Genomic DNA, 20,905 nt, shown 5'->3' on the forward strand with positions numbered 1-20,905 from the left:
AAGTAATTATGGATAAGAATTTTGAATACAATAAACCGTGGATATTGCAGCGTGCAGATCCATATGTATACAGACACACAGATGGAAAGTATTATTTTACTGCTTCAGTGCCGGAGTATGACAGGATAGTTTTGCGCTGTAGCGACACTCTTGAAGGGCTTAAGGATGAGCCAGAACTTGAGGTTTGGCATGGACATGAGTCAGGTCCGATGTCCAAGCATATTTGGGCTCCAGAAATCCACTTCCTTTTTGGAAAATGGTATATCTATTTCGCCGGAGGTGAAATGGAAGATATATGGAAAATTCGTCCATACGTATTGGAATGCCAGGGACCAGATCCAATGAAAGATCCTTGGATTGAAAAGGGAAAGATGACTCGTGCAGAGACAGACGAATTTTCATTTGAGGCATTTTCTTTGGATGCCACTGTATTTGAAAATAAAGGTGTCTGGTATTATATTTGGGCTGAGAAAGTTGGTGTTGGAAAACAGATTTCAAATCTTTATATCGCCCGTATGAAAAATGGATATACTTTGGAGACTGACCAGGTGCTTCTCACCACTCCTGATTATGACTGGGAGCGACATGGATACTGGGTAAATGAAGGACCATCTGTAATCATTAGAGATGGCAAAGTGTTTATGACATATTCAGCCAGCGATACAGGTGTAAATTATTGCATGGGAATGCTGACTGCTGATGCAGATAGTGATTTGCTTGATCCACTTTCGTGGAAGAAGGAGAGATATCCTGTATTGGCATCATCACCTGAACATGTGGTATATGGTCCAGGTCATAATTCGTTTACTGTGGATGAGGAAGGCAATGATATTCTTGTTTATCATGCCAGAATTGAAACAGAGATAGTGGGAGACCCACTGTATAATCCTAACAGGCATGCGATGCTGATGAAGTTCCAGTTTATAGATGGGAAACCTGTATTTAAGTTTTAGGACAATAAAGAAGCCAGTCTGTAGTTGACAAGCTCATAGATTTCTCAAGCGAGACGTGTTGTCGAGCGGAGAAATACTATGGCTTGTCAGCGTAACAGGCTGGCTATTTTTAATTATTCTATAGGCATATAATTTAATGACACTCTGATGTCCTGACTGTAATTTCCGAAAGTCTTTCCGAAGAGTGTTACACCTCCGATGTGCTCTGCATCATCATCTACAGCGATTCTGAAATCTAAAGGCTGGCCCTGTTTGATGTTTAAATCAGCGATAGTGAGATCTGAAATCTGAAGACCATCAATAAATGTGCCGTGCTTGTTTATAACAAGCAGCTTAAGCAATCCGTACTGATTCCAGTTCTGTGGCCACCAGTCTGGGGTAAACATTCCTAAGATATCTCCACCAAAATCTCCAGGGCTGGTCCACATACCAAGCTTGGTTCCGTTAAGATAGAAGCTGATATCGGAAGGCCAGTTGTTATCAACCCCTGGTGCCTCAGAGGAAATCTCAAAAGAGATGGAAATCTGAGTGATGCGGTTGTTACTAGGTACAAGATTAGGGAAAGAGTACTCCACAAATCCCTTTGTAAACCACATAATATCTGCATTGAATCTGTCCGGATGACTAAAGTATCGTGCATCGTCGATTTCACCAATAACAGAGGTGCTGTTAGCAAGTCCACAGGTAGGGCAGATATCATATTTTGAAAACTGTCCAACCTTTATGTCTGTAGTGAATACATTTGAAAGGTCAACAGGCTTTTCGATTTCTACAACTATTTTATCTTGAATAACAGAACATATTTTGGAATTTCCGTGACTAGCTGATTCATTGGATGTGGATATAAGTCCACATTCTTCTAATTTCTTGATATGGCCAGTGAGTGCACCATTACTGAGGTTTAGCTGTGTTGCAAGCTGGTTCATACTCATGTGGTCATTCTCTAATAAGATATTAAGTATCTGGATTCGCACGTCTGAGCCTAATGCTTTAAATAATTCTAGTCCTTCGTCTAGTGAAGTGATATGAATCATCGTACTGCTCCTTTTATGTTAAAAATAAATTACTTCATATAATTATAAAATTTGCTAATAACGCTGTCAATATGGGTGTGTAGAAAGGATTAAATATTTCAATTAGAATTAAAAGTAGAAGCACTTTGACGTGATAAAGTCAATTAATTTGATGTCAATTAGTGAAATTTACTAAAAACAATGTGAAGTATTTGTGTATATTAAAAGAATATCCAAAATAGTTTAGCTTTTCCTAAAATAAATATTGACGTTGAGAACATCCAGCTTTATTATAATACCATAATCGTTAATGAGTTGTGCAGTTTCCAATTCATGTGGCTAACAAGCCTCAGCCTATTGAAGTAATAAACTGCAAAACCAAACGCAAAACATTTCTTTTTTTACAAGGAGGAGAAGAATGAAGAAGAAATTGATTAGTGCATTACTTTGCACATCAATGGCAGCTAGCATGCTTGTTGGTTGTGGGGGAGCAGCTTCAGAAGGAGGAGTTGATCCAGACGCTGCAGAAGCAACAGAGGAGACTGCAGAAGAATCAGCAGAAGCTGAGGTAGTAACAAACACATTTGGAGATCCTAATGGTACTCATCTTGAGATGTGGACATTCGTTGAGCTTCACGGACAGCATTACGGTGTTATGGCTGAAGAGTGGAACAAACAGCATCCAGATGAGACAATCGAAATTACATGTACAACATATCCATATGGCGATATGCACACAAAGCTTCTTACAGCTCTTGAAGCTGGAACAGGTGCTCCAGACATCTGTGACGTAGAAGTAGGTCAGTTCCCTAACGTAGTTGAAGGTCTTGATCAGTGGTTAGTTCCACTTAATGACTACGCAAAGGATTATCTTGATACAATGGTTACATCTCGTATGGAGACATACCAGGGCGAGGATGGAAATTACTATGGTGCTCCTTATCACGTAGGTGCAACAGTAATGTACTACAACGTAGCTGCTATGTCAGAGGCAATGGGAATTAGCCAGGACGAAGTTATTGCAAAGATTGATGCAGTAAAGACCTGGGATGATTACGCAAAGCTTGGTGAAGAGTATCTTGGTACAGTAAATGAAGAGGGTAAGTATTGGACATCAGTTGATACAGGCGGTGTTGATTGGCTCTGGATTGCAATGGCTGAAAACGGAGATGACTGGACAGGTGGATTTGATAATCCAGCAAACGTAAATATTGATTCAGTAAAGACAATGCTTGAGATGCAGCAGGGATGGTTAAAGAGTGGTCTTGCAGAGGTTTCTCCTGATGGACACGTTGACCTTGAGGCTGGTTTCCAGAATATTATGGATCACAACATCGTTTCATTCCCTAAGGCAATGTGGTACATGTCACGTTTCACAAACTATATGCCTGATGAGAAGGGCAACTGGTACATTGCTAAGTGTCCTGTATTCAAGGCTGGACAGAAGTGCTCTGTAGGTATCGGTGGTACAGGTACAGTAGTAACACAGCAGTCTGAAAATAAGGATCTTGCAGCTGAGTTTACTTGCTGGGCAAAGATGTCTGAAGAAGGCGAGCAGCACATTTGGGATACACTTGGATTTGATGTATGTAATTCAGCTTTATGGAGTGATGATGCATTCGCACATGATGACAACAACCAGTACAACCAGTTCTTTATCAACTACCCATATGATGTATTAAGCGATATTGGAATGGAGAACATCGGAAAGATTTCTGTTGTTTCTATCAGCCCAACAATCAATGAGTACTTCTGCACAACAACACTTAATCAGGTTCTTGAGGATCCAGACTACTCTGTAGAGGATGCTCTCAAAGAAGCACAGGATGCAGTTGACATGGAGCAATAATCAAAAGGGAAGATTTATATGGATATAAATGCAACAAGGATGCCTGCCAAGGGGCAGGCATCCTCTTTTAAAAAGACCAGTGGAGAAAGGTCAGTTATGAATTTTAGAAAATTTTTCTATTCACAGAAGGTTGCACCATATGTTTTTGTAATTCCTTTTGTGATTAGCTTTTTCCTTTTTTGGGTATACCCACTCATTACCGCATTTACGATGAGTTTCCAGGATATTGGAGCCATTAAATCAGAGTGGATTGGGTTTGCCAATTATGCAAAATTATTAAAGGATAATGTATTCCATATTGCTGTTTTTAACAGTGTTAAATACATGTTCTTTACCTTGGTACTTCTTATACCATTTCCAATGCTTTTTGCTGTTCTCATGGATAGCAATCTTGTTAAGGCAAAGGGTGTATGGAAAGCCGTTCTTTATATGCCAGCTCTTACATCGGTTGTTATTTCAGGTACTTTATTCCGTCTGATGTTTACAGAGTACACAACAGGTCAGATGAATATGGTTTCTGCAGCCTTGGGACTTGGAACATATAAATGGTTAAAGATGGGTTGGTCAGGAATGCTTGCCCTCCTGATAGTAGCATGTTGGAGATGGACAGGAGTAAATATGCTTTACTTCCTCTCAGGACTTAAATCAATTGATACATCTCTTTATGAGGCGGCAGATATTGATGGCGCTACAGGCTGGCAGAAATTCAGATTTGTAACACTGCCACTTCTTAAGCCAACAACAGTATACGTACTTACGATATCCGTATATGCAGGACTTGCAATGTTCCTTGAGTCATACATGTTATGGGCAGGAAATTCATCTCCAAACAATATCGGTCTTACAATTGTTGGATACTTATACAAGCGTGGTATTGAGAAGAATGATATGGGTTATGCCTGCGCAGTTGGTGTAGTACTTCTTGTAGTAGCACTTATCATCAATTTCGCACAGTTAATTTTAAATGGAACATTTAAGAAGGAGGAGAAATAATATGGCAAAGCAGAAAACTATGGCAGCCACTCCTCAAAGAAGAATAGGAACAATTCTAGGAACAGGCTTTTTCCTGATTCTAAGTTTGATTATCGTATTTCCGGTATTTGCAGGATTGTTAGCATCATTCAGACCAGGAACACAGCTTATCCGTAGAGGTCTTTCTATTGATTTAGATATCTCTACAATGAATCTGAATAACTACACATATCTTTTTAGTGGAAATGCAGACAGCCAGAAGTACTTTATGTGGTATAAGAATTCACTTATTATCACAATCGTATCAGTGGCTCTCACATTGATTATTTGCTACTTTGTTGCTTACGGTCTTACAATGTACGATTTCAGATTTAAGAATTTACTTTTTACAATCGTACTTGCAACAATGATGGTACCTTTTGAAATCCTTATGCTTCCACTGTATAAGGAAGTAATTGCACTCAAGTTGATTGACACCTACACAGGTGTAATCATAATAGGCGTGTGCAGCGCTTCAACAATTTTCTTCTTCAAGCAGTACCTGTCGGGTTTGCCAAAGGATTTATTGGATGCAGCGCGCATTGATGGCTGCAGTGAATATGGCATTTCGGTAAGAATAATCCTTCCACTTGCCAAACCAGCTTTTGCATCCATGGGTATTTTATGTGCAATGGGCAGCTGGAATGCCATCCTTTGGCCACTGCTTGTACTTAAAGGCGCAGAGAAGTTTACACTTCCAATTGGACTGAACACACTTCTTACACCATACGGAAATAACTATGATGTTCTTATTGCCGGTTCGATGTTCGGAATTTTACCTATTTTGGTAATTTTCTTAATCTTTAACAGATACATTATTGACGGAATGACTGCCGGTGCGGTAAAAGGTTAATAAACAATCTCCGATTGTTTATTAACCCTAATTGAAGGAGAAGAATGTAATGGCAAAATTAGTAATCAATAACGAAAATAAGAAAAGCACAATCGCTCCAGAAATCTACGGTCATTTCTCAGAGCATCTTGGAAGATGTATCTACGAAGGACTTTATGTAGGAGAGAACAGCGACATCCCAAACGTAAACGGAATGCGTAAGGATGTTGTAGAGGCTCTTAAGGAAATGAAGGTGCCTGTACTTCGTTGGCCAGGTGGATGCTTCGCAGATGAGTATCACTGGATGGATGGTATTGGTCCAAAGGAAAAGCGTAAGAAGATGATTAACACTCACTGGGGTGGTGTAGTAGAAGATAACAGCTTCGGTACACACGAGTTCTTCGAGCTTTGTCGTCAGCTTGGATGTAAGACATACGTAAATGCGAATGTTGGTTCAGGCACAGTTCGTGAGATGAGTGAGTGGGTTGAGTATATGACATTTAACGGAGTATCTCCAATGGCAGATCTTCGTAAGGAAAATGGTCATGAAGAGCCATGGGTAGTTGATTACCTTGGCGTTGGTAACGAGAACTGGGGATGCGGCGGAAATATGCGCCCACAGTTTTATGCTGATGAATACAGACGTTATCAGACATATGTTAGAAATTACAATGGCAACCAGCCAATCTCAAAGATTTGCTGCGGTGCCAATGTAGATGATTATCACTGGACAAAGGAGGTTCTTGCTACCTGCTTCGACCATACACCAGAGCACTTCCATGGATTCATGGACGGTCTTTCTCTTCACTATTATACCCTCCCAGAGACAGAGGATGACTGGAACTTCAAGGGAAGTGCAACAGATTTCACAGAGGAGGTATTCTACCAGACTCTTAAGAGATCTTACTTTATGGAAGAGCTTATCAATAAGCATGGTGCAATCATGGATCAGTACGACCCTGATAAGAAGATTGGCATGATGATTGATGAGTGGGGTATCTGGACAGATGTTGAGCCAGGTACAAATCCAGGTTTCTTATATCAGCAGAACACAATGCGTGATGCACTTGTAGCTGGTATGAATCTTAACATCTTCAACAAGCATTCAGACAGAGTTAAGCTTGCATGTATCGCACAGATGATTAACGTACTTCAGTCTGTAATGCTTACTGATGGCGAAAAGATGATTAAAACCCCTACATATTACGTCTTCAAAATGTATCGTCATCACCAGGGAGCTACTCTTCTTGATTCAAGCCTTATCGGAAATGGAACAGTTGGTTCTGATAAGAACGAGCTTCCAAAGGTATTTGAATCAGTATCAGAGGATGAAAATGGAGTAATCACAATTACTCTTACAAACAATTCTCTTGAGTCAGCAGAGGATGTGGAGATTCAGCTTACAAAGGATGGAAATTCTTACAATGTATGTGAGGCAGTTTTCGTATCTGGAAAGATGAATGCTCACAACACATTCGAGAATCCTGAGGTTGTTAAGGAAGAAGAGTTCAAGGATTACAGCAGAACTCCTCATGGAATCACAGTCAAGCTTCCAGCTTGCTCAGTTGTTAGCATCAGAATCAAGAAATAACTAACTTTTCATTTTTATTCTATAGGAGACAGTCCTTTGGGGCTGTCTCTATTGTGTTATTTAAACGAATAATAATTTATATTTGAAATGTAAAGTAACACTTGATTTAATTGTACACAATCGATATAATGGCATTAGTTAATTTAGTGATATATATTTTCATATAAGGAGGTCAAGATGGGTAAGGCAGTTAGATATTATTCAAGAAGTGGTAACACTAAGGCGTTGGCTGCAGCTATTGCAAATGGTGCAAGCTGTACAGCAGTATCTGTTGATGAAGTAGGTGCAGAGATTAAAGAGCCAGTAGATACATTGTTTATCGGTGGTGGACTTTATGCCTATGGAATTGACAAAAAGCTCAAGGCTTATATCGGCACATTAGATTCCAGTAAGGTAAAGAAAGCAGCTGTATTTTCTACATCCTGGCTTTCAAAGCACGCTCTTGATTTACTTAAGTCAGAATTAAAGGGAAGAGGAATCGAGGTAGAAGAGGAGACATGTTACGCTAAAAATATGCCTGGAGTAAATGAACTCAAGGCAGCAGAAGAATTTGGAAAGAGGTATTAAAAATGGCAGAATTTCTTGAACTTGCCAAGACTAGAAGAAGTGTAAGAACTTTTGATGGTAATAATGTAGATGAAAAAATTGTAGCAGAATTAAAGTCATTTGCCGAAGGCATTGAGAATCCTTACGGCATTAATATTCGTTTTGAATTTTTGGACGGTGAGGCTAATAAATTATCAAGCCCTGTTTTAACAGGAGAAAAGCTTTATATAGCAGCTCTTATGGAACCAGGCACACATGCAGAGGAAGCTTATGGCTATTCATTTGAGGCACTTCTTATGAAGGCTCATGAGATGGGGCTTGGCACTGTTTGGATTGGTGGAACACTTCCAAGAGAAAAATTCGAAAAGGCCTCTGATTTGAGTGACAAAGAGGTTATGCCTTGCATGAGCCCTATAGGTGGAATTGCAAAGAGCATGTCTCTTAAAGAAGGCCTTATGAGAAAGGGAGTTAAAGCAGATAAAAGATTAGATTTTGAAGAGTTATTCTATCTTGATAGTTTTGACAATCCATTATCAGAGCAGAAGGCGGATGGACTTGATTTAAGAAAGGCACTTGAGGCAGTAAGGGTCGCACCATCTGCTGTAAATAAGCAGCCATGGAGAGTAGTTATTTCCGATAATATGGCTCATTTCTACGAAAAGCATGACAGAGGATATGACAACGGTACCTATGATTTACAGAAGATTGATCTTGGAATTGCGTTATTCCATTTTGAAAGTCAGATGAAATCAGAGGGAAGAGCTCTTGAATTAGTAGTAGAAGATCCAAAAATCAATCTTCCTAAAGATGTTGAATATATTGCATCATACAGATGTAAATAAAAAATGGCGGCAGAGCAAAATGCTCTGTCGCCATTTTTACTACCATCTTCCAAAGAAGAAATTGAAAATCTTTGTCTGAATCATCTGTAAGTGCTGAGTTATTACTGGAATAACATCCTGAAGCTGTGGGCAGCACTTCTTCACGATAGGAACAACTACACAATCTACAATCTCTTTGATCTTCTTGTCGATGCACTTTACGCATTCTTTTTGCTCGTCTGTGAGATTATCTGTAGAAGGCTTTGCTGGTTCTGTTGGTGTATCGATAGCTGGCTCATCTGGAGCATCAGGATTATCAATAACTGGCTCATCAGGAGTGTCTGGCTCATCAGGAGAGTCTGGCTCTTCTGGCTCAGTTGGCTCATCTGGTTCTGCTGGGGCACTTGGATCGGTGCCTAGAGTTTCAGGAGTAACAGTTGATGTGATATCTGCATACTCATCATTTACGAGAGTAACTGTGTAAGATTTTTCAGGAATGAGTTCATCTTCAACAGTGTATTTAATGACGCCGTTTTCTACTGTTACAGGAGCCTTGTCAACAACGGTTACCGACTGACGGCCTTCTCTGTATGAAAGAGAAAGGGTAGTATTCTGAAGCACTGTGTCGATACCTGAAATAATAAGCTCTTTGTTATTATTCTCATTAAAGAATGTGCTAAGAGTAGAACTGTCATATGTTGCTTTTACCTTGACTGGAGTTTCAAACTTAAAGCTGTAAACATCAGAAGCTGTAAGGTAATCTACTGAAGTTATGTATCCACCTTCAAAAGAAACCGCTGAGTTGGTATCAGGCGAGAATGCGATTTCATATGTAGAAACCCATAACTCCTTAAGATGTCTTACGCCCATAGAAATAGGATTTCCATTTGCATCAGTACCGCGAAGGATTGCACCGTGAACAGAGTTGTTAATAGCATAAATATCATTGTCTCTTGTTCTTCTAAGATAGCTTGTAGAAGGCTCTAAAACCTCAAGCTGGTATGTGCCATATCTTGTGTAATACCTTAACTCACCTTCAGCATCATTGACTGAAATGCTCTTTCTAATTACCGCATTTTTGAATTCACTTCCATCATAAGGAAGATAATATGATGGAATATCGTTATTTTCATTTAATGTAATCTTTAAAAGATTTGCATAAGAATTATTATCAAGCTTGTTAGCTGAATCAAGAATAGAAGCTTTTACATAGTCTTCCTTTGAAACAGCAACGTTTGCATTTTTAAGTCCGTAAATCTGGTAGCCATCGTCAGTAACTTCTGAAACATTTGTGCTTGTAAATAGGTTACTCTTGCCCTTTGTAGCAGATGATACAGCATCATATTCAGGTGCAGATGTCTGTCCACGATAAAGGTCAGTATATGAAGCTTCGTAAGTTCCGTAAAGCTTTCCAGAAAGATCTGCTGTGGTGTAAAAATAAACATCAGTGTCGTCAATTTCTGTGAAAGAAGAGAATTCAGTCTGATTCTTTTCCTCATCTGTGTTCTCTAAAACAATTACTGAATCTGATGTGAGATCGTCGCTGTTGGCTAAGAAATAGTAGGTCTCATCATTGATTGTAATTTTAGATGCTGTAACCTCCTGAAGGTCTTCAGATGCATCATCAACAACATCATCAACATCTACATCTTCATCTGCTTCAGCAGTTGCTTCTTCTTGCTCAAGTTCTTCAACATCCTGAGCATCCTCCTCAGCAACAGCAGCTTCTGCCTCCACAACAACATCCTCAGTAATTTCAGCAGCAGATACTGAAACTGGAAGTGATGTCAGCGCAAGTCCAAATGCAAGGAACTGGGCTAAAACTTTTCTTTTCATATTAATCCTCCTAAATTATATTTTGTCCGTTAGTATTCACTAACCCTACCGTAGTCAAATATAACACAAGTTAGAATAATCTAACAACTGTTATTTACACTATTATTTGGAAAAAATTATCGTTAATACGTATTGACTCGGAAATTATGATTTGTTAATATCCTAAAGGTTAGTAATGGCTAACAGAGGTTATATATAGCTAAATATAATTAGGAGGAATATTTTTATGAAAAAGAAAATGTATTTATCCCTTATGTCTGTGATGGCATTAGGACTTATCGGTTGCGGCGCAAAGGAAGCATCTGTTGATACAGAAAGTGTGGAGGTAGCTGAGGAAGAGACAGTTCAGATGAATGGACTTCTTGATCCTGACACAGCGTATGTATTTGGTACAGCAACACTTTCATATGCTGAGTTTTATTCAGGGGATGTTTCAAGTGTAGATTCTTATGATGCAGTAGCATCTGCAACAACTGGGAAGTCAGAGATTTTCCCAAATATGGTTACAGATTTTGTAGATGAGACAACTAATGCAGATGGATACCACATCACAGGTGTTAAGAATGTAAATGTGGCAGTTCCTGCAGATCAGGTGGATGCTTATAAGGCTATAAATGACAGCTTTGTAGAGGCTGATGTAGAGCCAGAGCAGTATAAGGTTGTTACAGTAGAAGATGGCAAGGCTAAATATTCTGAGACAAATTTTGCTGTAGCTGACACAGTAACAGATGCAGATGCACAGCTTCTTACAGGAACAGTTTGGGGCGATTATGAGATTGATATTTTAGAGACATCTACTTCTTATATTAAGAATACAAGAGAGGATGGAGACTTTAAGATTGATGGAAATATTCAGGGTATCATCCTTGAGACAGAGTCTGGTCTTAAGGTGGGTATGGAGTATCTTCAGAGCGTTTGGGTTCAGCCATATGAGATTTCTTTCAATGTGGCATCTGACAACACACACAATCAGAGAATGACTTTTGATAACCTTGATGAGCTTAGCAAGCTTGAGAAGGAGACAGTAACAAAGGTTACCTTCATCAATCAGAATGATGCTTATGTATATGAGCTTGATGGAGTATATGTAAAGCCTGTATATAAGGATGCAAAGGCAACAGCTGTAGTTGATGAGAAGGCAGAGACAATCACATTGTCAGATGTTCCTGCTGATCTTGAGAATCCTACAGTAACAGCTACTTATGTAGTAGGTGAAGGCAGAGAGGCTATCAGAACTGAAGTATGTTCTGCTGCAGTAGCTGATTCAGTTCAGATGGATTCAGCTGCTCTTAAGGAGGCAAAGGCTGCTGGAGAGGGAAGCTATACAATCGTTATTTCAAGTGATAACTACGCAAATATAGCAGTGGTAACTGAGTAATGGTATTTCTTATCTCTTTGTGCATAGCACTAATATTTTCACTTGTATGTGGTGATAGCTTGAAAAAGAATCCCGTTCCTTTTTATATAGGAACAGTCGCAATTTCCTTTCTATCTATCGTTGCAGCATGGTCAGATATGGCCATGCCTGCAGTGATAACTAAGTGGTTTATTCCGATAGTTGCTGGGGGAGGGCTGACAGGAGCGCTTTTTGTAATAGTGATGTATGCCGGCGCATTTCCAAACAGAAGCCTTGGAGCAAAGACCTTTATTCCACTGCGAGGCCCACTTTCAATCATTGCATCAATTAATGGATTGGGACACAGCATTGCATATGGATTGTCATATTACAAAAAGGCTATGAATGGTTTTTCGGAATTAAGCACTAGCCTGATTATTTTTATCGTTCTTTCTACAATAATGACTTTAATAATGCTTCCACTTTTTATCACCTCATTCGTATCAGTCAGAAGAAAGATGAAGGCTGTCACATGGAAGAAGTTGCAGAGAACGGCATACGTTTTCTATGCACTTTTATTTGTCCATGTAATGATGCTTATGGTTCCACCTGCACTTAAAGGCGCTAAGGGATATGACATTACGGTATTTGTTTATGTATTTATCTATCTTAGTTATCTTGTTTGCAGAGTGGCAAAAGCAACTGATGCCACTGCAGAAAAGCTTCCAAGGAGACAGTTGGTTTTGGTTAGCCTTGCGCTCCTTGTCGCAACTACAACTGTTGCTGTTATTAATGCAAACGTGAAAAAGCCAAAAGAAAAGCTTGAGACTGAAAAGATTGAGCAGGCTGCAGATTTGCCCGCTACAAATACTCTTAAAGATGGCACATTTACTGGCGAAGGAATGGGTAATAATGGTACAATAGCAGTTGAAGTTACCATAGTTGATGGAGAAATATCTGATATCGTCTTTACGAAGTTTAGTGATGATGCAGAATACTTTGATGTAGAAAAAGATGGCAAGGAGATGATTGACCGAGTGCTTCAGGCACAGAGTGCAGATGTGGATACTATTGCAGGTGCCACATACTCTTCAGAGGGCTTTTTATCAGCGGTTAATAAGGCTTTGGAGCAGGCTGGTCAGTGAGAATAATGTTTTTGAATTGTGATTCTTTTAAAATAAATTATAAGAAAATGGGCGCAGGTTTACTTTGCGCCCTGCTTTTATGTGGTTGTGGGTCTGAAAAGCAGGTTGAAAACAAGCTGACAGATACCAATTCAACCACTTTTTTTGCAATGGATACAGTTATGGATATTCAGATAACTGGAGACGAGGAGCTTTTGACAGAGGCTCAGCAGAAGGTTATGGCTTTGGAAAAGCAGCTTTCTGTTACAGAGAAAGACAGTGAAGTTAGTGGTATTAATAGAAATAAAATTGGAAGACTGACTGGCGATGGGGCAAAGATTTTTATTGGTGGTATGGATATTTGTGCCGCCACAGAGGGTGCCCTGGATTTAACTATCTATCCTGTATTAAAGGAGTGGGGATTTACAACCGGTGAATATAAAGTTCCAGAGGATGAAGAAATAAATCAGCTTTTAGAGGCTGTTGATTATAATAAAGTAGAAATATCTGATATGGGAAATGACTATATTGATATAGTTTTGCCTGATGATATGCAGATAGATTTAGGTAGTATCACAAAGGGCTACACCAGCCAGATGCTTCACGATTTCTTTAAAGAAAATGGTGTAGAGTCGGCGCTTATTAATCTTGGTGGAAATGTTCAGTGTCTCGGTGGAAAACTTACTGGAGAACCATGGAAGATTGCTATTAAAAGTCCATTTTTGGATAGTAAGGAAGGAATTCTTGGCGTACTTCAGGCGAAGGATTTGGCCATTGTTACTTCAGGTGGATATGAACGCTACTTTGAAGAGGATGGAAAAATATATTGGCATATTTTGGATCCATCCACAGGAAAGCCTGCTGATAAGGGGCTGGCAAGTGTTACAATAGTTGGTAAGGATGGTTTGAAATGTGATGGTTTGTCGACAGCTCTTTTTGTTAAGGGGCTGGATGAGGCAGTAGAGTATTGGAAGAGCAGTGATGATTTTGAAATGATCATTGTTATGTCAAATGGGGATGTGCATATCACTGAGGGAATAGCGGATGATTTTGCCCTTACATCAGAATATGCTGATTCAAAATTGATTGTCGAGACGAGATAATATTATGAAAAAAAATGATTTGATATTAATAGGTGCTCTGCTGATTATCGCATTTACGATATTAGGGATTACCAGAGTATGGCAGAGGAATAATACTGACGAAAGTGCTATGGTAATCGTTACTGTAGATGGTCAGGAGATGGGGAGATTTCCTCTTAATCAGGACATGGAGCAGCGTTTTGATTTTCCAGATGGAAGCTACAATGTGCTTCGTATATACGATGGAAACGCAGAAATATCAGAGGCATCCTGCCCAGATCAGATTTGTGTAAAACATCACAAGATTCACTATACCAATGAGACTATAGTTTGTCTGCCAAATAAACTGGTTGTGGAAATCACTGGTGGAGAAGTAAGTGATGTGGATACTATAGCAAATTAAGGGGGCTGTTATGAAAATGAATACAAGAAAAATCGCATATTTAGGTCTACTTATAGCCCTTGCTTTTGTTCTTAGCTATGTAGAGGTGCTTTTACCTTTAAACATAGGCATTCCAGGAGCCAAGGTGGGCCTTGCCAACATAGTTATTGTTGTAGCCCTTTATACCATCGGAGGAAAGAATGCTGCTATGCTGTCACTTGTAAGAGTGCTTCTTGTAGGTCTTACCTTTGGCAATTTTGCAATGATGCTTTACAGTCTGGCCGGAGCAGTTTTGTCTTTTGTTATGATGTATGTTGCAAAGCGCACAAAAAAGCTTTCTATTACTGGTGTCAGTGTTATCGGTGGAGTGTTCCATAACGTGGGACAGATTATTGTTGCCATATTTGTTTTGGAGACTAGTCAGCTGATTTATTATCTGCCATTTTTGATTGTAATAGGCACCATATCTGGCGTGGTAATAGGTATACTTTCGGGGATGATTTGTAGGCGCGTAAAGGTTGCATTTGCATAAGCTTTTGGAGTATACTCTAACGGGTTAAGAAGATTTTTATAAGAGTAGGATATAAATATGAGTGATTATATTATTAGCTGCTGTTCTACAGTAGACGTTACTGAGGAGTACTTAAAAGAAAAGAATATTGAACACATCTGTTTCCATTATTATATGGATGATGTAGCATACACAGATGATTTGTTCAAGTCTATGTCTGCTACTGAGTTTTATCAGGCTATGATGGACGGAGCAATGACTCGCACATCTCAGGTTAATGCAGATGAGTTTACAGCATATTTTAGAGGATTTTTGGAGCAGGGTAAGGATATTATTCACCTTACACTCTCTGGTGGTATTTCAGGTGTTATCAATTCAGCTCGTATCGCTGCTCAGGAGCTTCAGGAAGAGTTCCCAGATAGAAAGATTGTTGTATTTGATAGTCTCACAGCATCAGCTGGCTATGCTCTTATGATGGATAAGCTTGCATCCTTAAGAGATGAGGGATACGATTTCGACAGACTTGTTAACTGGGCAAATGGTCATATCCAGAATCAGAATACATGGTTCTTTACTACAGATCTTACATTCTTCATCAGAGGTGGACGTGTTTCTAAGGTTTCAGGATGGTTTGGAACTGCACTTAATATTTGTCCATTGTTGAATATCAATGATGAAGGAAAGCTTTGCCCACGTCAGAAGTGTCGTGGAAAGAAGATGGTTAAGAGAGCAGCTCTTGAGGCTATCAAGGCAAGAATCGATGATGGTGAGAAATACAGCGAGAATATTTTCATCACACATTCAGTTTGCTATGATGATGCCAGAGAGATGGCAGATATGCTTGAGTTTGCTTTCCCTCATATGAAAGAGAAGATTCGTATTTTCGATATTGGACCTACTATCGGTTCTCACACAGGCCCAGGTACAGTAGCTATTGGCTTCTGGGGCTCATTAAAGGAACACTAATAAGTAGTACTAAAGTGTTGAGTTTATTATAATAAGCTCAGCACTTATTATATTGGAGGGAGAAAAATGAAAGAAAAAATCAAAGGCTTACGTCTTAACATCACAATCTCAGGAATTATCAGCATTGTAATAGGTGTACTTCTCTTGATTTATCCAACAGAGAGTCTTACTACAATCAGCAGAGTAATTGCCGCTATTGTCATTCTTTCAGGTATCTTTGTTATTATCAGCCAGATATTTGATAAGGGCTTTAATGCCATGGGAATAGCTGTAGGCGGAGTGTTGGCAGTTATTGGTATCTGGATTTTCCTTGCGCCAGGCTCTATCGTTTCAATTATTCCAATTGCAATCGGTGTGCTTTTAGTTGTACATGGACTTCAGGATTTAGGTCTTGCTGCCCAGGCAATCAAGACAAAGGCGCCACGTCCATGGCTTACCTTCATCATTGCAGCGGTAACTATTCTTCTGGGAGTAGCGTGCATAGCTGATGCTTTTAAATTTATTGCGATTGCTACAAGATTAATTGGTATCATGCTTATTTATGATGGCATTACAGATGTCTTCACTGTTCACAAGGTAAACAAGGCTGAAAAGATTATTGATGTTGAAGTTTTACGTGAGGAAGATGTTTAAAAATGGGTCAAATGGAATTTAAAATGGAACGAACCGGCCTTCTTGAAGAGGGAGAGGTGCTTCCAATTACTGAATATGCCCTTTCCAACTCATATTATTATGTGTTGGGAAGGTCATTTGCCATGTCAGGCAATTACACTACCTTAGAGCGTATTAAGGCTAAAGAAGGTAGGGTAATCGACATAAAAGAGACACCAAAAGGATTCTATGTAACAGTAGAATACGAGGATTCTTAAGGAGCAATTAATGAACAATCAAACACAAAATGCTATTGATATTGTGCTTGCTGAGAGCTTAAAGGAGCTTGCTGCCACTAAGCCAATAGAAAAGATTACAATAAAAGAAATTACAGACAAGGCAGGCGTTATTCGTCCTACCTTTTATAATCATTTTCAAGATAAGTATGAGTTGCTTGAGTGGATTACTGTAAATGAGCTTTTTGCGCCTGTGGAGCCTCTGTTATCTAATGGAATGCTTAAGGAAGCGGTCACTTTTATTCTTACTACAATGGAAAAAGAAAAGGACTTCTATAAAAGGGCAGTTATGCTGGAAGGCCAGAACTCTTTCAACGAAATTTTCAATAGATGCGTTGCAAGAGCAGTTCAGAAATATCTTGATTTGGAAAGTCTTGCAAAGGTTGCAAACTACCCATGGCTAAAAGAGGAGCTTGTAGCGGACTTTTTGGCTCACTCTATCAGTTGGGTTACTATTCAGTGGATTAATAAGGGAATGAAGGTTCCTGTGGAGGAGCTTACAGACGTTTATGTAAAGATTTTCCATAGTCCATTCATAGAAATTGTTTCCAGTCTTAAAAAGTAATTTTTTAGTTTTAGGATGAAAACTACAAAATAATTGCTTTGTATCTTGTACACAAACCTATATTAGTGATTGAATATAAGGTATAAGGAAATGTGTAAAATATGCGAATATTGTTCGTATTTTAGTTGATTGGAGTATAATAATTTTATGAGTTTATTAGAAGACTTACTGATAATAGTAGGCGTGCTTTTAGATGTGTTTGCCACCATGGAAATACAAGGCTCCATGATGGTACAAATTAAAAAGAAAACTTTGGCAATAGCCTGTGGCGTAGTTGCAGCTGTTGAGCTTGCGTTCTTTTTTGCTGGATATGCTGTTTGCTGGGGTTTGTCAGAGTCGGGCTATATTGCAGATCCAGTTCATTTCGGTGAGGGAGTTGCAGTTATTGTGTTGGCTATACTTGGTATCAGGCTTATTGTTAAGGCTATTAAGCAGGAGTTCATACAGGAACGCCGCCGAGACGTTTTAAGAGTTTGGGATTACATCAGAATAATAGTAGTGTCCAGCTTCTATACAGCGGCTGCTGGTTGCGTTTGCGGTTTTGTTGGAATTACAGTATGGCATGTGTTTGTCATTATTCTTGTAATTTCAGTACTTATGGTAATAATGGGACTTTATATAGGTCTTCATTTTGGTTTTGAAAACAAGACTATCGCTTATGTGATAGGAGTAGTTTTGCTGTGGGGAGTAAGCTTAGAAATGCTATTGCATGATATCGTAGAGGTTATCTAGTAAGGCGTTTATTGGGGCAGGAGTTTGAAAAAACATTATTTTCCTAAAACATTAGTAGAAAAGCTGATATTTACGTTTATTATTATGGCGGCTTATCTGGTAGGTAGGGAGCTGCCGCTTTATGGTGTGGATTTAGCAGCTTATGATGCGTTTAGGGATAAAAGTGCGGATTTAATAATGCAGACTATTGGAGGAGATAGGTACAAGACAAGCTTGCTTGCTCTTGGAATATCTCCTTTTATGTTTTCTACACTGTTTGTACAGATGATTGTGGCGTTTAAAAGTGCAGACAGCAAATCTCATACATCACCAAAGAAAATCACAAGAGCCACACTTATTCTTATGGTTATCTGGGCCTCTGTTCAGGCTTATTTCACAACACAATCTACAATCTATATATATGACGGCGGCGTCCAGCTGATAATAGCAAAAGTTATTTCGTCAGTTGAGATGGTCACAGGCGCCTTTGTAATTTTATGGCTTGCTACCAGAAATGGAAAATATGGCGTAGGCGGCCAGACTATTTTGATATACGTAAATATATTGGATAGCGTGGTTAATACGGTAAAAAGCGTAGAATTTAAGGAGCTTAGAGCAATAGGAATTTTGTCGGTGGTGGCGCTACTAATCACTATCATATTTGAAAATACGGAGTACAGAATTCCAATGCAGAGGATATCAATTCACAGTATTTTCTCAGATAAGAATTATATTCCTATTAAGCTTAATCCTATCGGAATGATGCCAGTTATGTTTTCATCAGCATTTTTTCAGCTGCCGGTATATGTTTTTTCGGGACTGGGCACTATTTTTCCTGATAATAGGGATTTGCAGTGGATAAATGATAACATGGATACAAATCATCCTTTGGGAATTGGAATTTATATCATTGTTCTCTACGTAATTACGATAGTGTTTTCGTTTATTTTTATTAGTCCGAAGAATTTGGCGGAGTCCCTGCAGAAGGCGGGGGACAGTATTACAGGCCTAAAGGCTGGAAGAAAAACAAGGGTTTATATCAGAAATAGATTGCTTGTTATAGCAATTTTTTCTGCCACTTTTTTGAGTATGTTTATTGCATTACCACTTTATATGCACATGGAAGGGAAACTTGCAGCTTCGGTGATGAGCCTTCCATCCATACTCATTGCAATGGCTAGTATTAATTGTAATTTGTATAGGGAGTTTAGGGCGGTTAAAGAATATGATGCGTATGTGCCGTTTATTTAATTGGGGGACCCATGCTTTATTTTATTCCTGCTTGGTACCAACAGAATAAGTGGAAGGAGCTGGAGCAAAGCTGGCACACCAGAAGAATGCACACGGAGTTTGATGACACTGTAAAACAGGTGCAGATGTTTCACCGAAGTGGCATGCATGATTTTAAAATTCTTCTTTTGAGCCACACTCCAAACTTTAGACATTTCCTTCATCGCCAGGGAGTCTTACATGCCTCTTACTGGTCTTGTTTTGATGCCATTCAGGAGGTTACAAAGAAAAAGGCGGTAGTATTTTCTTTTCACAATCTAAACTGGCCTGAAGGAATCGAATTCGTATATACGCCATTTGTGGTGGTGGCATATTTGCATAATAAAAAATACGCTCAGATTGAATTCGGCGAAGCTGGTAATCCAATCGAGGTGGCTTTATATCAGGATGGACTTTTAAGCAAAAGGAATATCTATGATGACAGAGGCTTTGTGTCAGCCATGGAGGCCTATTCAGAAGGTCAGTTGCTGTACACCGACTATCTGACCGAAACTGGCGTTGCCAAACTTAGAGAGTACGCTGATGACGGACGCGTGGAAATCAATCCCCAGAATAACACTTTCCTTGTTTTTGAAGGAGACGAGGTGGAGACGGTGGAGTTTAGTTCTCTGAACTATCCTAATATGGGCGAGGTCATCAGGGAAGTTTTCTATACCCACATACTGATGAAAAATGCAGACGATATTTTCTGCATTGCCATGCACAAACAAAATGTTCTCGTGATTAATGAATTGATAGGACGAGAAAAATGTATCCTGTCCTTCTATGGAGATAGATATCGTATCAAGGAACATCCGGAGGCAAAAGAGCTGGTGAAAAAAGCGGGATATATTATCACGGATTCTGAGGCCACCAGTAGATATCTTGTGCGAGAATTAGGTGAGGAGATAGAGAATCTTATTGATATTTCACCTTATGATTCTCGAATGGATTTTGGTATCAGTGGAGAGCTAACGGTTCAAAAGGTACTGGTGCCTGTGGATGATTTGCCAGAAGACAGATTTAAGGCGCTTATGCTTCAGCTGGCTATATATTTGCCACAAAATGAAAATGCCATGATTCATCTTTTTACCAGAAATGCAACCTACAATTGGCCAGAGGTCCTTTTGAATAAAGTGGCAGACATTTTGGAGCAGGCAGGCTTTGATCGGAGGATGGTTATTGCTGATGAAATAGAAGACGATACTGCAGAGAATGATATTGATTTAGAGGATGAGGAAGAAGAGGAAGTTCAGGTTAGATTTTTCGTGGAACAGTGCGTGGATGAGCTTTCTGTAAGTAAGTGTATTCGTGAACAGCGAATAATGGTTGATATGAGACACAATCCTGATTTGTATTTGCAGATAAACTGTATTAGTACTGCCATCCCGCAGATTATCCGAAGAGAAACTCAGTACATGCAGAACATGTATAACGGTTTTGTGGTAAAGGATTTTGAGCAGATTCCAGCGGCGTTAGATTATTTCTTAGGGTCTCTTGCAAATTGGAATCAGGCAAAGGTTTATTCCTATGAGATAGCTCAAAAGTTTACCACCAGGAAGCTTTTGGAAAAGTGGAAGGATGTTAGAGCCTATATGGAAGGGCAGGGTAGAGAGTAGC

At 39.3% G+C, this 20,905-nt stretch carries 21 protein-coding genes; 19 read left to right on the plus strand and 2 right to left on the minus strand.

Annotated elements, in window-relative coordinates; genetic code table 11:
• The first annotated feature begins 8 nt into the window (after positions 1–8).
• On the plus strand, positions 9–953 hold the full coding sequence (locus BLP54_RS00200) for a glycoside hydrolase family 43 protein (protein WP_090165600.1): 945 nt from the start codon (positions 9–11) through the stop codon (positions 951–953).
• A 113-nt stretch (positions 954–1,066) separates the two neighbouring features.
• Here BLP54_RS00200 and BLP54_RS00205 read toward each other — a convergent pair whose 3' ends face one another.
• Positions 1,067–1,987, minus strand: coding sequence for an ArsR/SmtB family transcription factor (locus tag BLP54_RS00205; protein WP_028246550.1), 921 nt, complete (start codon positions 1,985–1,987; stop codon positions 1,067–1,069).
• Between the two features lie 397 nt (positions 1,988–2,384).
• Here BLP54_RS00205 and BLP54_RS00210 point away from each other — a divergent pair, with 397 nt between their 5' ends.
• The 6 genes from BLP54_RS00210 to BLP54_RS00235 all read left to right on the plus strand — a co-directional run bounded on the left by BLP54_RS00210 (position 2,385) and on the right by BLP54_RS00235 (position 8,637).
• Positions 2,385–3,815: an ABC transporter substrate-binding protein gene (locus BLP54_RS00210; protein WP_090165602.1), complete on the plus strand. Its 1,431-nt coding sequence runs from the start codon at positions 2,385–2,387 to the stop codon at positions 3,813–3,815.
• A 96-nt stretch (positions 3,816–3,911) separates the two neighbouring features.
• Complete coding sequence (locus BLP54_RS00215; RefSeq protein WP_090166718.1) at positions 3,912–4,808, plus strand: carbohydrate ABC transporter permease; 897 nt, start codon at positions 3,912–3,914, stop codon at positions 4,806–4,808.
• 1 nt (position 4,809) lies between these two features.
• Positions 4,810–5,679, plus strand: a complete 870-nt coding sequence (locus BLP54_RS00220) for a carbohydrate ABC transporter permease (protein WP_242870595.1) — start codon at positions 4,810–4,812, stop codon at positions 5,677–5,679.
• A gap of 49 nt (positions 5,680–5,728) precedes the next feature.
• A complete protein-coding gene (locus BLP54_RS00225) occupies positions 5,729–7,249 on the plus strand; it encodes an alpha-N-arabinofuranosidase (protein WP_090165605.1) in 1,521 nt (506 codons plus the stop codon).
• A 177-nt stretch (positions 7,250–7,426) separates the two neighbouring features.
• On the plus strand, positions 7,427–7,816 hold the full coding sequence (locus tag BLP54_RS00230; protein ID WP_090165607.1) for a flavodoxin domain-containing protein: 390 nt from the start codon (positions 7,427–7,429) through the stop codon (positions 7,814–7,816).
• Between the two features lie 2 nt (positions 7,817–7,818).
• On the plus strand, positions 7,819–8,637 hold the full coding sequence (locus BLP54_RS00235) for a nitroreductase family protein (protein WP_090165611.1): 819 nt from the start codon (positions 7,819–7,821) through the stop codon (positions 8,635–8,637).
• 39 nt (positions 8,638–8,676) lie between these two features.
• On the opposite strand, the gene BLP54_RS00240 is transcribed toward BLP54_RS00235, so the two are convergent.
• Entirely contained in the window at positions 8,677–10,452 is a 1,776-nt protein-coding gene (locus BLP54_RS00240) for a hypothetical protein (RefSeq protein ID WP_090165613.1), read from the minus strand.
• Positions 10,453–10,678: 226 nt separating this feature from the next.
• On the opposite strand from BLP54_RS00240, the gene BLP54_RS00245 reads away from it, so the two are divergent.
• From BLP54_RS00245 to asp1, 12 genes are all read left to right on the plus strand, one after another.
• Positions 10,679–11,830: a hypothetical protein gene (locus tag BLP54_RS00245; RefSeq protein WP_090165615.1), complete on the plus strand. Its 1,152-nt coding sequence runs from the start codon at positions 10,679–10,681 to the stop codon at positions 11,828–11,830.
• A 59-nt stretch (positions 11,831–11,889) separates the two neighbouring features.
• Positions 11,890–12,933: an FMN-binding protein gene (locus BLP54_RS00250; RefSeq protein WP_176754421.1), complete on the plus strand. Its 1,044-nt coding sequence runs from the start codon at positions 11,890–11,892 to the stop codon at positions 12,931–12,933.
• Positions 12,934–12,944: 11 nt separating this feature from the next.
• Entirely contained in the window at positions 12,945–14,015 is a 1,071-nt protein-coding gene (locus tag BLP54_RS00255) for an FAD:protein FMN transferase (protein ID WP_242870596.1), read from the plus strand.
• 4 nt (positions 14,016–14,019) lie between these two features.
• Positions 14,020–14,397 (plus strand): NusG domain II-containing protein, encoded by a 378-nt coding sequence (locus BLP54_RS00260; RefSeq protein ID WP_090165619.1) that lies wholly within the window; start codon positions 14,020–14,022, stop codon positions 14,395–14,397.
• Between the two features lie 16 nt (positions 14,398–14,413).
• Entirely contained in the window at positions 14,414–14,908 is a 495-nt protein-coding gene (locus BLP54_RS00265; protein WP_090166725.1) for a Gx transporter family protein, read from the plus strand.
• Positions 14,909–14,965: 57 nt separating this feature from the next.
• Entirely contained in the window at positions 14,966–15,853 is an 888-nt protein-coding gene (locus tag BLP54_RS00270) for a DegV family protein (protein WP_090165621.1), read from the plus strand.
• Between the two features lie 66 nt (positions 15,854–15,919).
• A complete protein-coding gene (locus tag BLP54_RS00275) occupies positions 15,920–16,486 on the plus strand; it encodes an HdeD family acid-resistance protein (RefSeq protein ID WP_090165623.1) in 567 nt (188 codons plus the stop codon).
• Positions 16,487–16,488: 2 nt separating this feature from the next.
• Entirely contained in the window at positions 16,489–16,722 is a 234-nt protein-coding gene (locus BLP54_RS00280; RefSeq protein WP_090165625.1) for a hypothetical protein, read from the plus strand.
• A gap of 10 nt (positions 16,723–16,732) precedes the next feature.
• Positions 16,733–17,305, plus strand: a complete 573-nt coding sequence (locus tag BLP54_RS00285) for a TetR/AcrR family transcriptional regulator C-terminal domain-containing protein (protein ID WP_090165627.1) — start codon at positions 16,733–16,735, stop codon at positions 17,303–17,305.
• 147 nt (positions 17,306–17,452) lie between these two features.
• Positions 17,453–18,037, plus strand: a complete 585-nt coding sequence (locus BLP54_RS00290; RefSeq protein ID WP_090165629.1) for a manganese efflux pump — start codon at positions 17,453–17,455, stop codon at positions 18,035–18,037.
• A gap of 24 nt (positions 18,038–18,061) precedes the next feature.
• Positions 18,062–19,267 carry a hypothetical protein gene (locus BLP54_RS00295; protein WP_090165631.1) on the plus strand — a complete coding sequence of 402 codons (1,206 nt, stop codon included), beginning with the start codon at positions 18,062–18,064 and terminating at the stop codon, positions 19,265–19,267.
• Positions 19,268–19,278: 11 nt separating this feature from the next.
• Positions 19,279–20,904 (plus strand): accessory Sec system protein Asp1, encoded by a 1,626-nt coding sequence (gene asp1, locus BLP54_RS00300; protein WP_090165633.1) that lies wholly within the window; start codon positions 19,279–19,281, stop codon positions 20,902–20,904.
• Position 20,905 lies beyond the last annotated feature (1 nt).

The organism is Pseudobutyrivibrio sp. 49, from assembly GCF_900100545.1.
Lineage (GTDB): Bacteria > Bacillota > Clostridia > Lachnospirales > Lachnospiraceae > Pseudobutyrivibrio.

What these genes read in the sequence shown, in the direction of transcription:
- BLP54_RS00200 (WP_090165600.1), top strand. Translation starts at nt 9, where the DNA reads ATGGATAAGAATTTTGAATACAATAAACCGTGGATATTGCAGCGTGCA.
- BLP54_RS00205 (WP_028246550.1), bottom strand. Translation starts at nt 1,987, where the DNA reads ATGATTCATATCACTTCACTAGACGAAGGACTAGAATTATTTAAAGCA.
- BLP54_RS00210 (WP_090165602.1), top strand. Translation starts at nt 2,385, where the DNA reads ATGAAGAAGAAATTGATTAGTGCATTACTTTGCACATCAATGGCAGCT.
- BLP54_RS00215 (WP_090166718.1), top strand. Translation starts at nt 3,912, where the DNA reads ATGAATTTTAGAAAATTTTTCTATTCACAGAAGGTTGCACCATATGTT.
- BLP54_RS00220 (WP_242870595.1), top strand. Translation starts at nt 4,810, where the DNA reads ATGGCAAAGCAGAAAACTATGGCAGCCACTCCTCAAAGAAGAATAGGA.
- BLP54_RS00225 (WP_090165605.1), top strand. Translation starts at nt 5,729, where the DNA reads ATGGCAAAATTAGTAATCAATAACGAAAATAAGAAAAGCACAATCGCT.
- BLP54_RS00230 (WP_090165607.1), top strand. Translation starts at nt 7,427, where the DNA reads ATGGGTAAGGCAGTTAGATATTATTCAAGAAGTGGTAACACTAAGGCG.
- BLP54_RS00235 (WP_090165611.1), top strand. Translation starts at nt 7,819, where the DNA reads ATGGCAGAATTTCTTGAACTTGCCAAGACTAGAAGAAGTGTAAGAACT.
- BLP54_RS00240 (WP_090165613.1), bottom strand. Translation starts at nt 10,452, where the DNA reads ATGAAAAGAAAAGTTTTAGCCCAGTTCCTTGCATTTGGACTTGCGCTG.
- BLP54_RS00245 (WP_090165615.1), top strand. Translation starts at nt 10,679, where the DNA reads ATGAAAAAGAAAATGTATTTATCCCTTATGTCTGTGATGGCATTAGGA.
- BLP54_RS00260 (WP_090165619.1), top strand. Translation starts at nt 14,020, where the DNA reads ATGAAAAAAAATGATTTGATATTAATAGGTGCTCTGCTGATTATCGCA.
- BLP54_RS00265 (WP_090166725.1), top strand. Translation starts at nt 14,414, where the DNA reads ATGAATACAAGAAAAATCGCATATTTAGGTCTACTTATAGCCCTTGCT.
- BLP54_RS00270 (WP_090165621.1), top strand. Translation starts at nt 14,966, where the DNA reads ATGAGTGATTATATTATTAGCTGCTGTTCTACAGTAGACGTTACTGAG.
- BLP54_RS00275 (WP_090165623.1), top strand. Translation starts at nt 15,920, where the DNA reads ATGAAAGAAAAAATCAAAGGCTTACGTCTTAACATCACAATCTCAGGA.
- BLP54_RS00280 (WP_090165625.1), top strand. Translation starts at nt 16,489, where the DNA reads ATGGGTCAAATGGAATTTAAAATGGAACGAACCGGCCTTCTTGAAGAG.
- BLP54_RS00285 (WP_090165627.1), top strand. Translation starts at nt 16,733, where the DNA reads ATGAACAATCAAACACAAAATGCTATTGATATTGTGCTTGCTGAGAGC.
- BLP54_RS00290 (WP_090165629.1), top strand. Translation starts at nt 17,453, where the DNA reads ATGAGTTTATTAGAAGACTTACTGATAATAGTAGGCGTGCTTTTAGAT.
- asp1 (WP_090165633.1), top strand. Translation starts at nt 19,279, where the DNA reads ATGCTTTATTTTATTCCTGCTTGGTACCAACAGAATAAGTGGAAGGAG.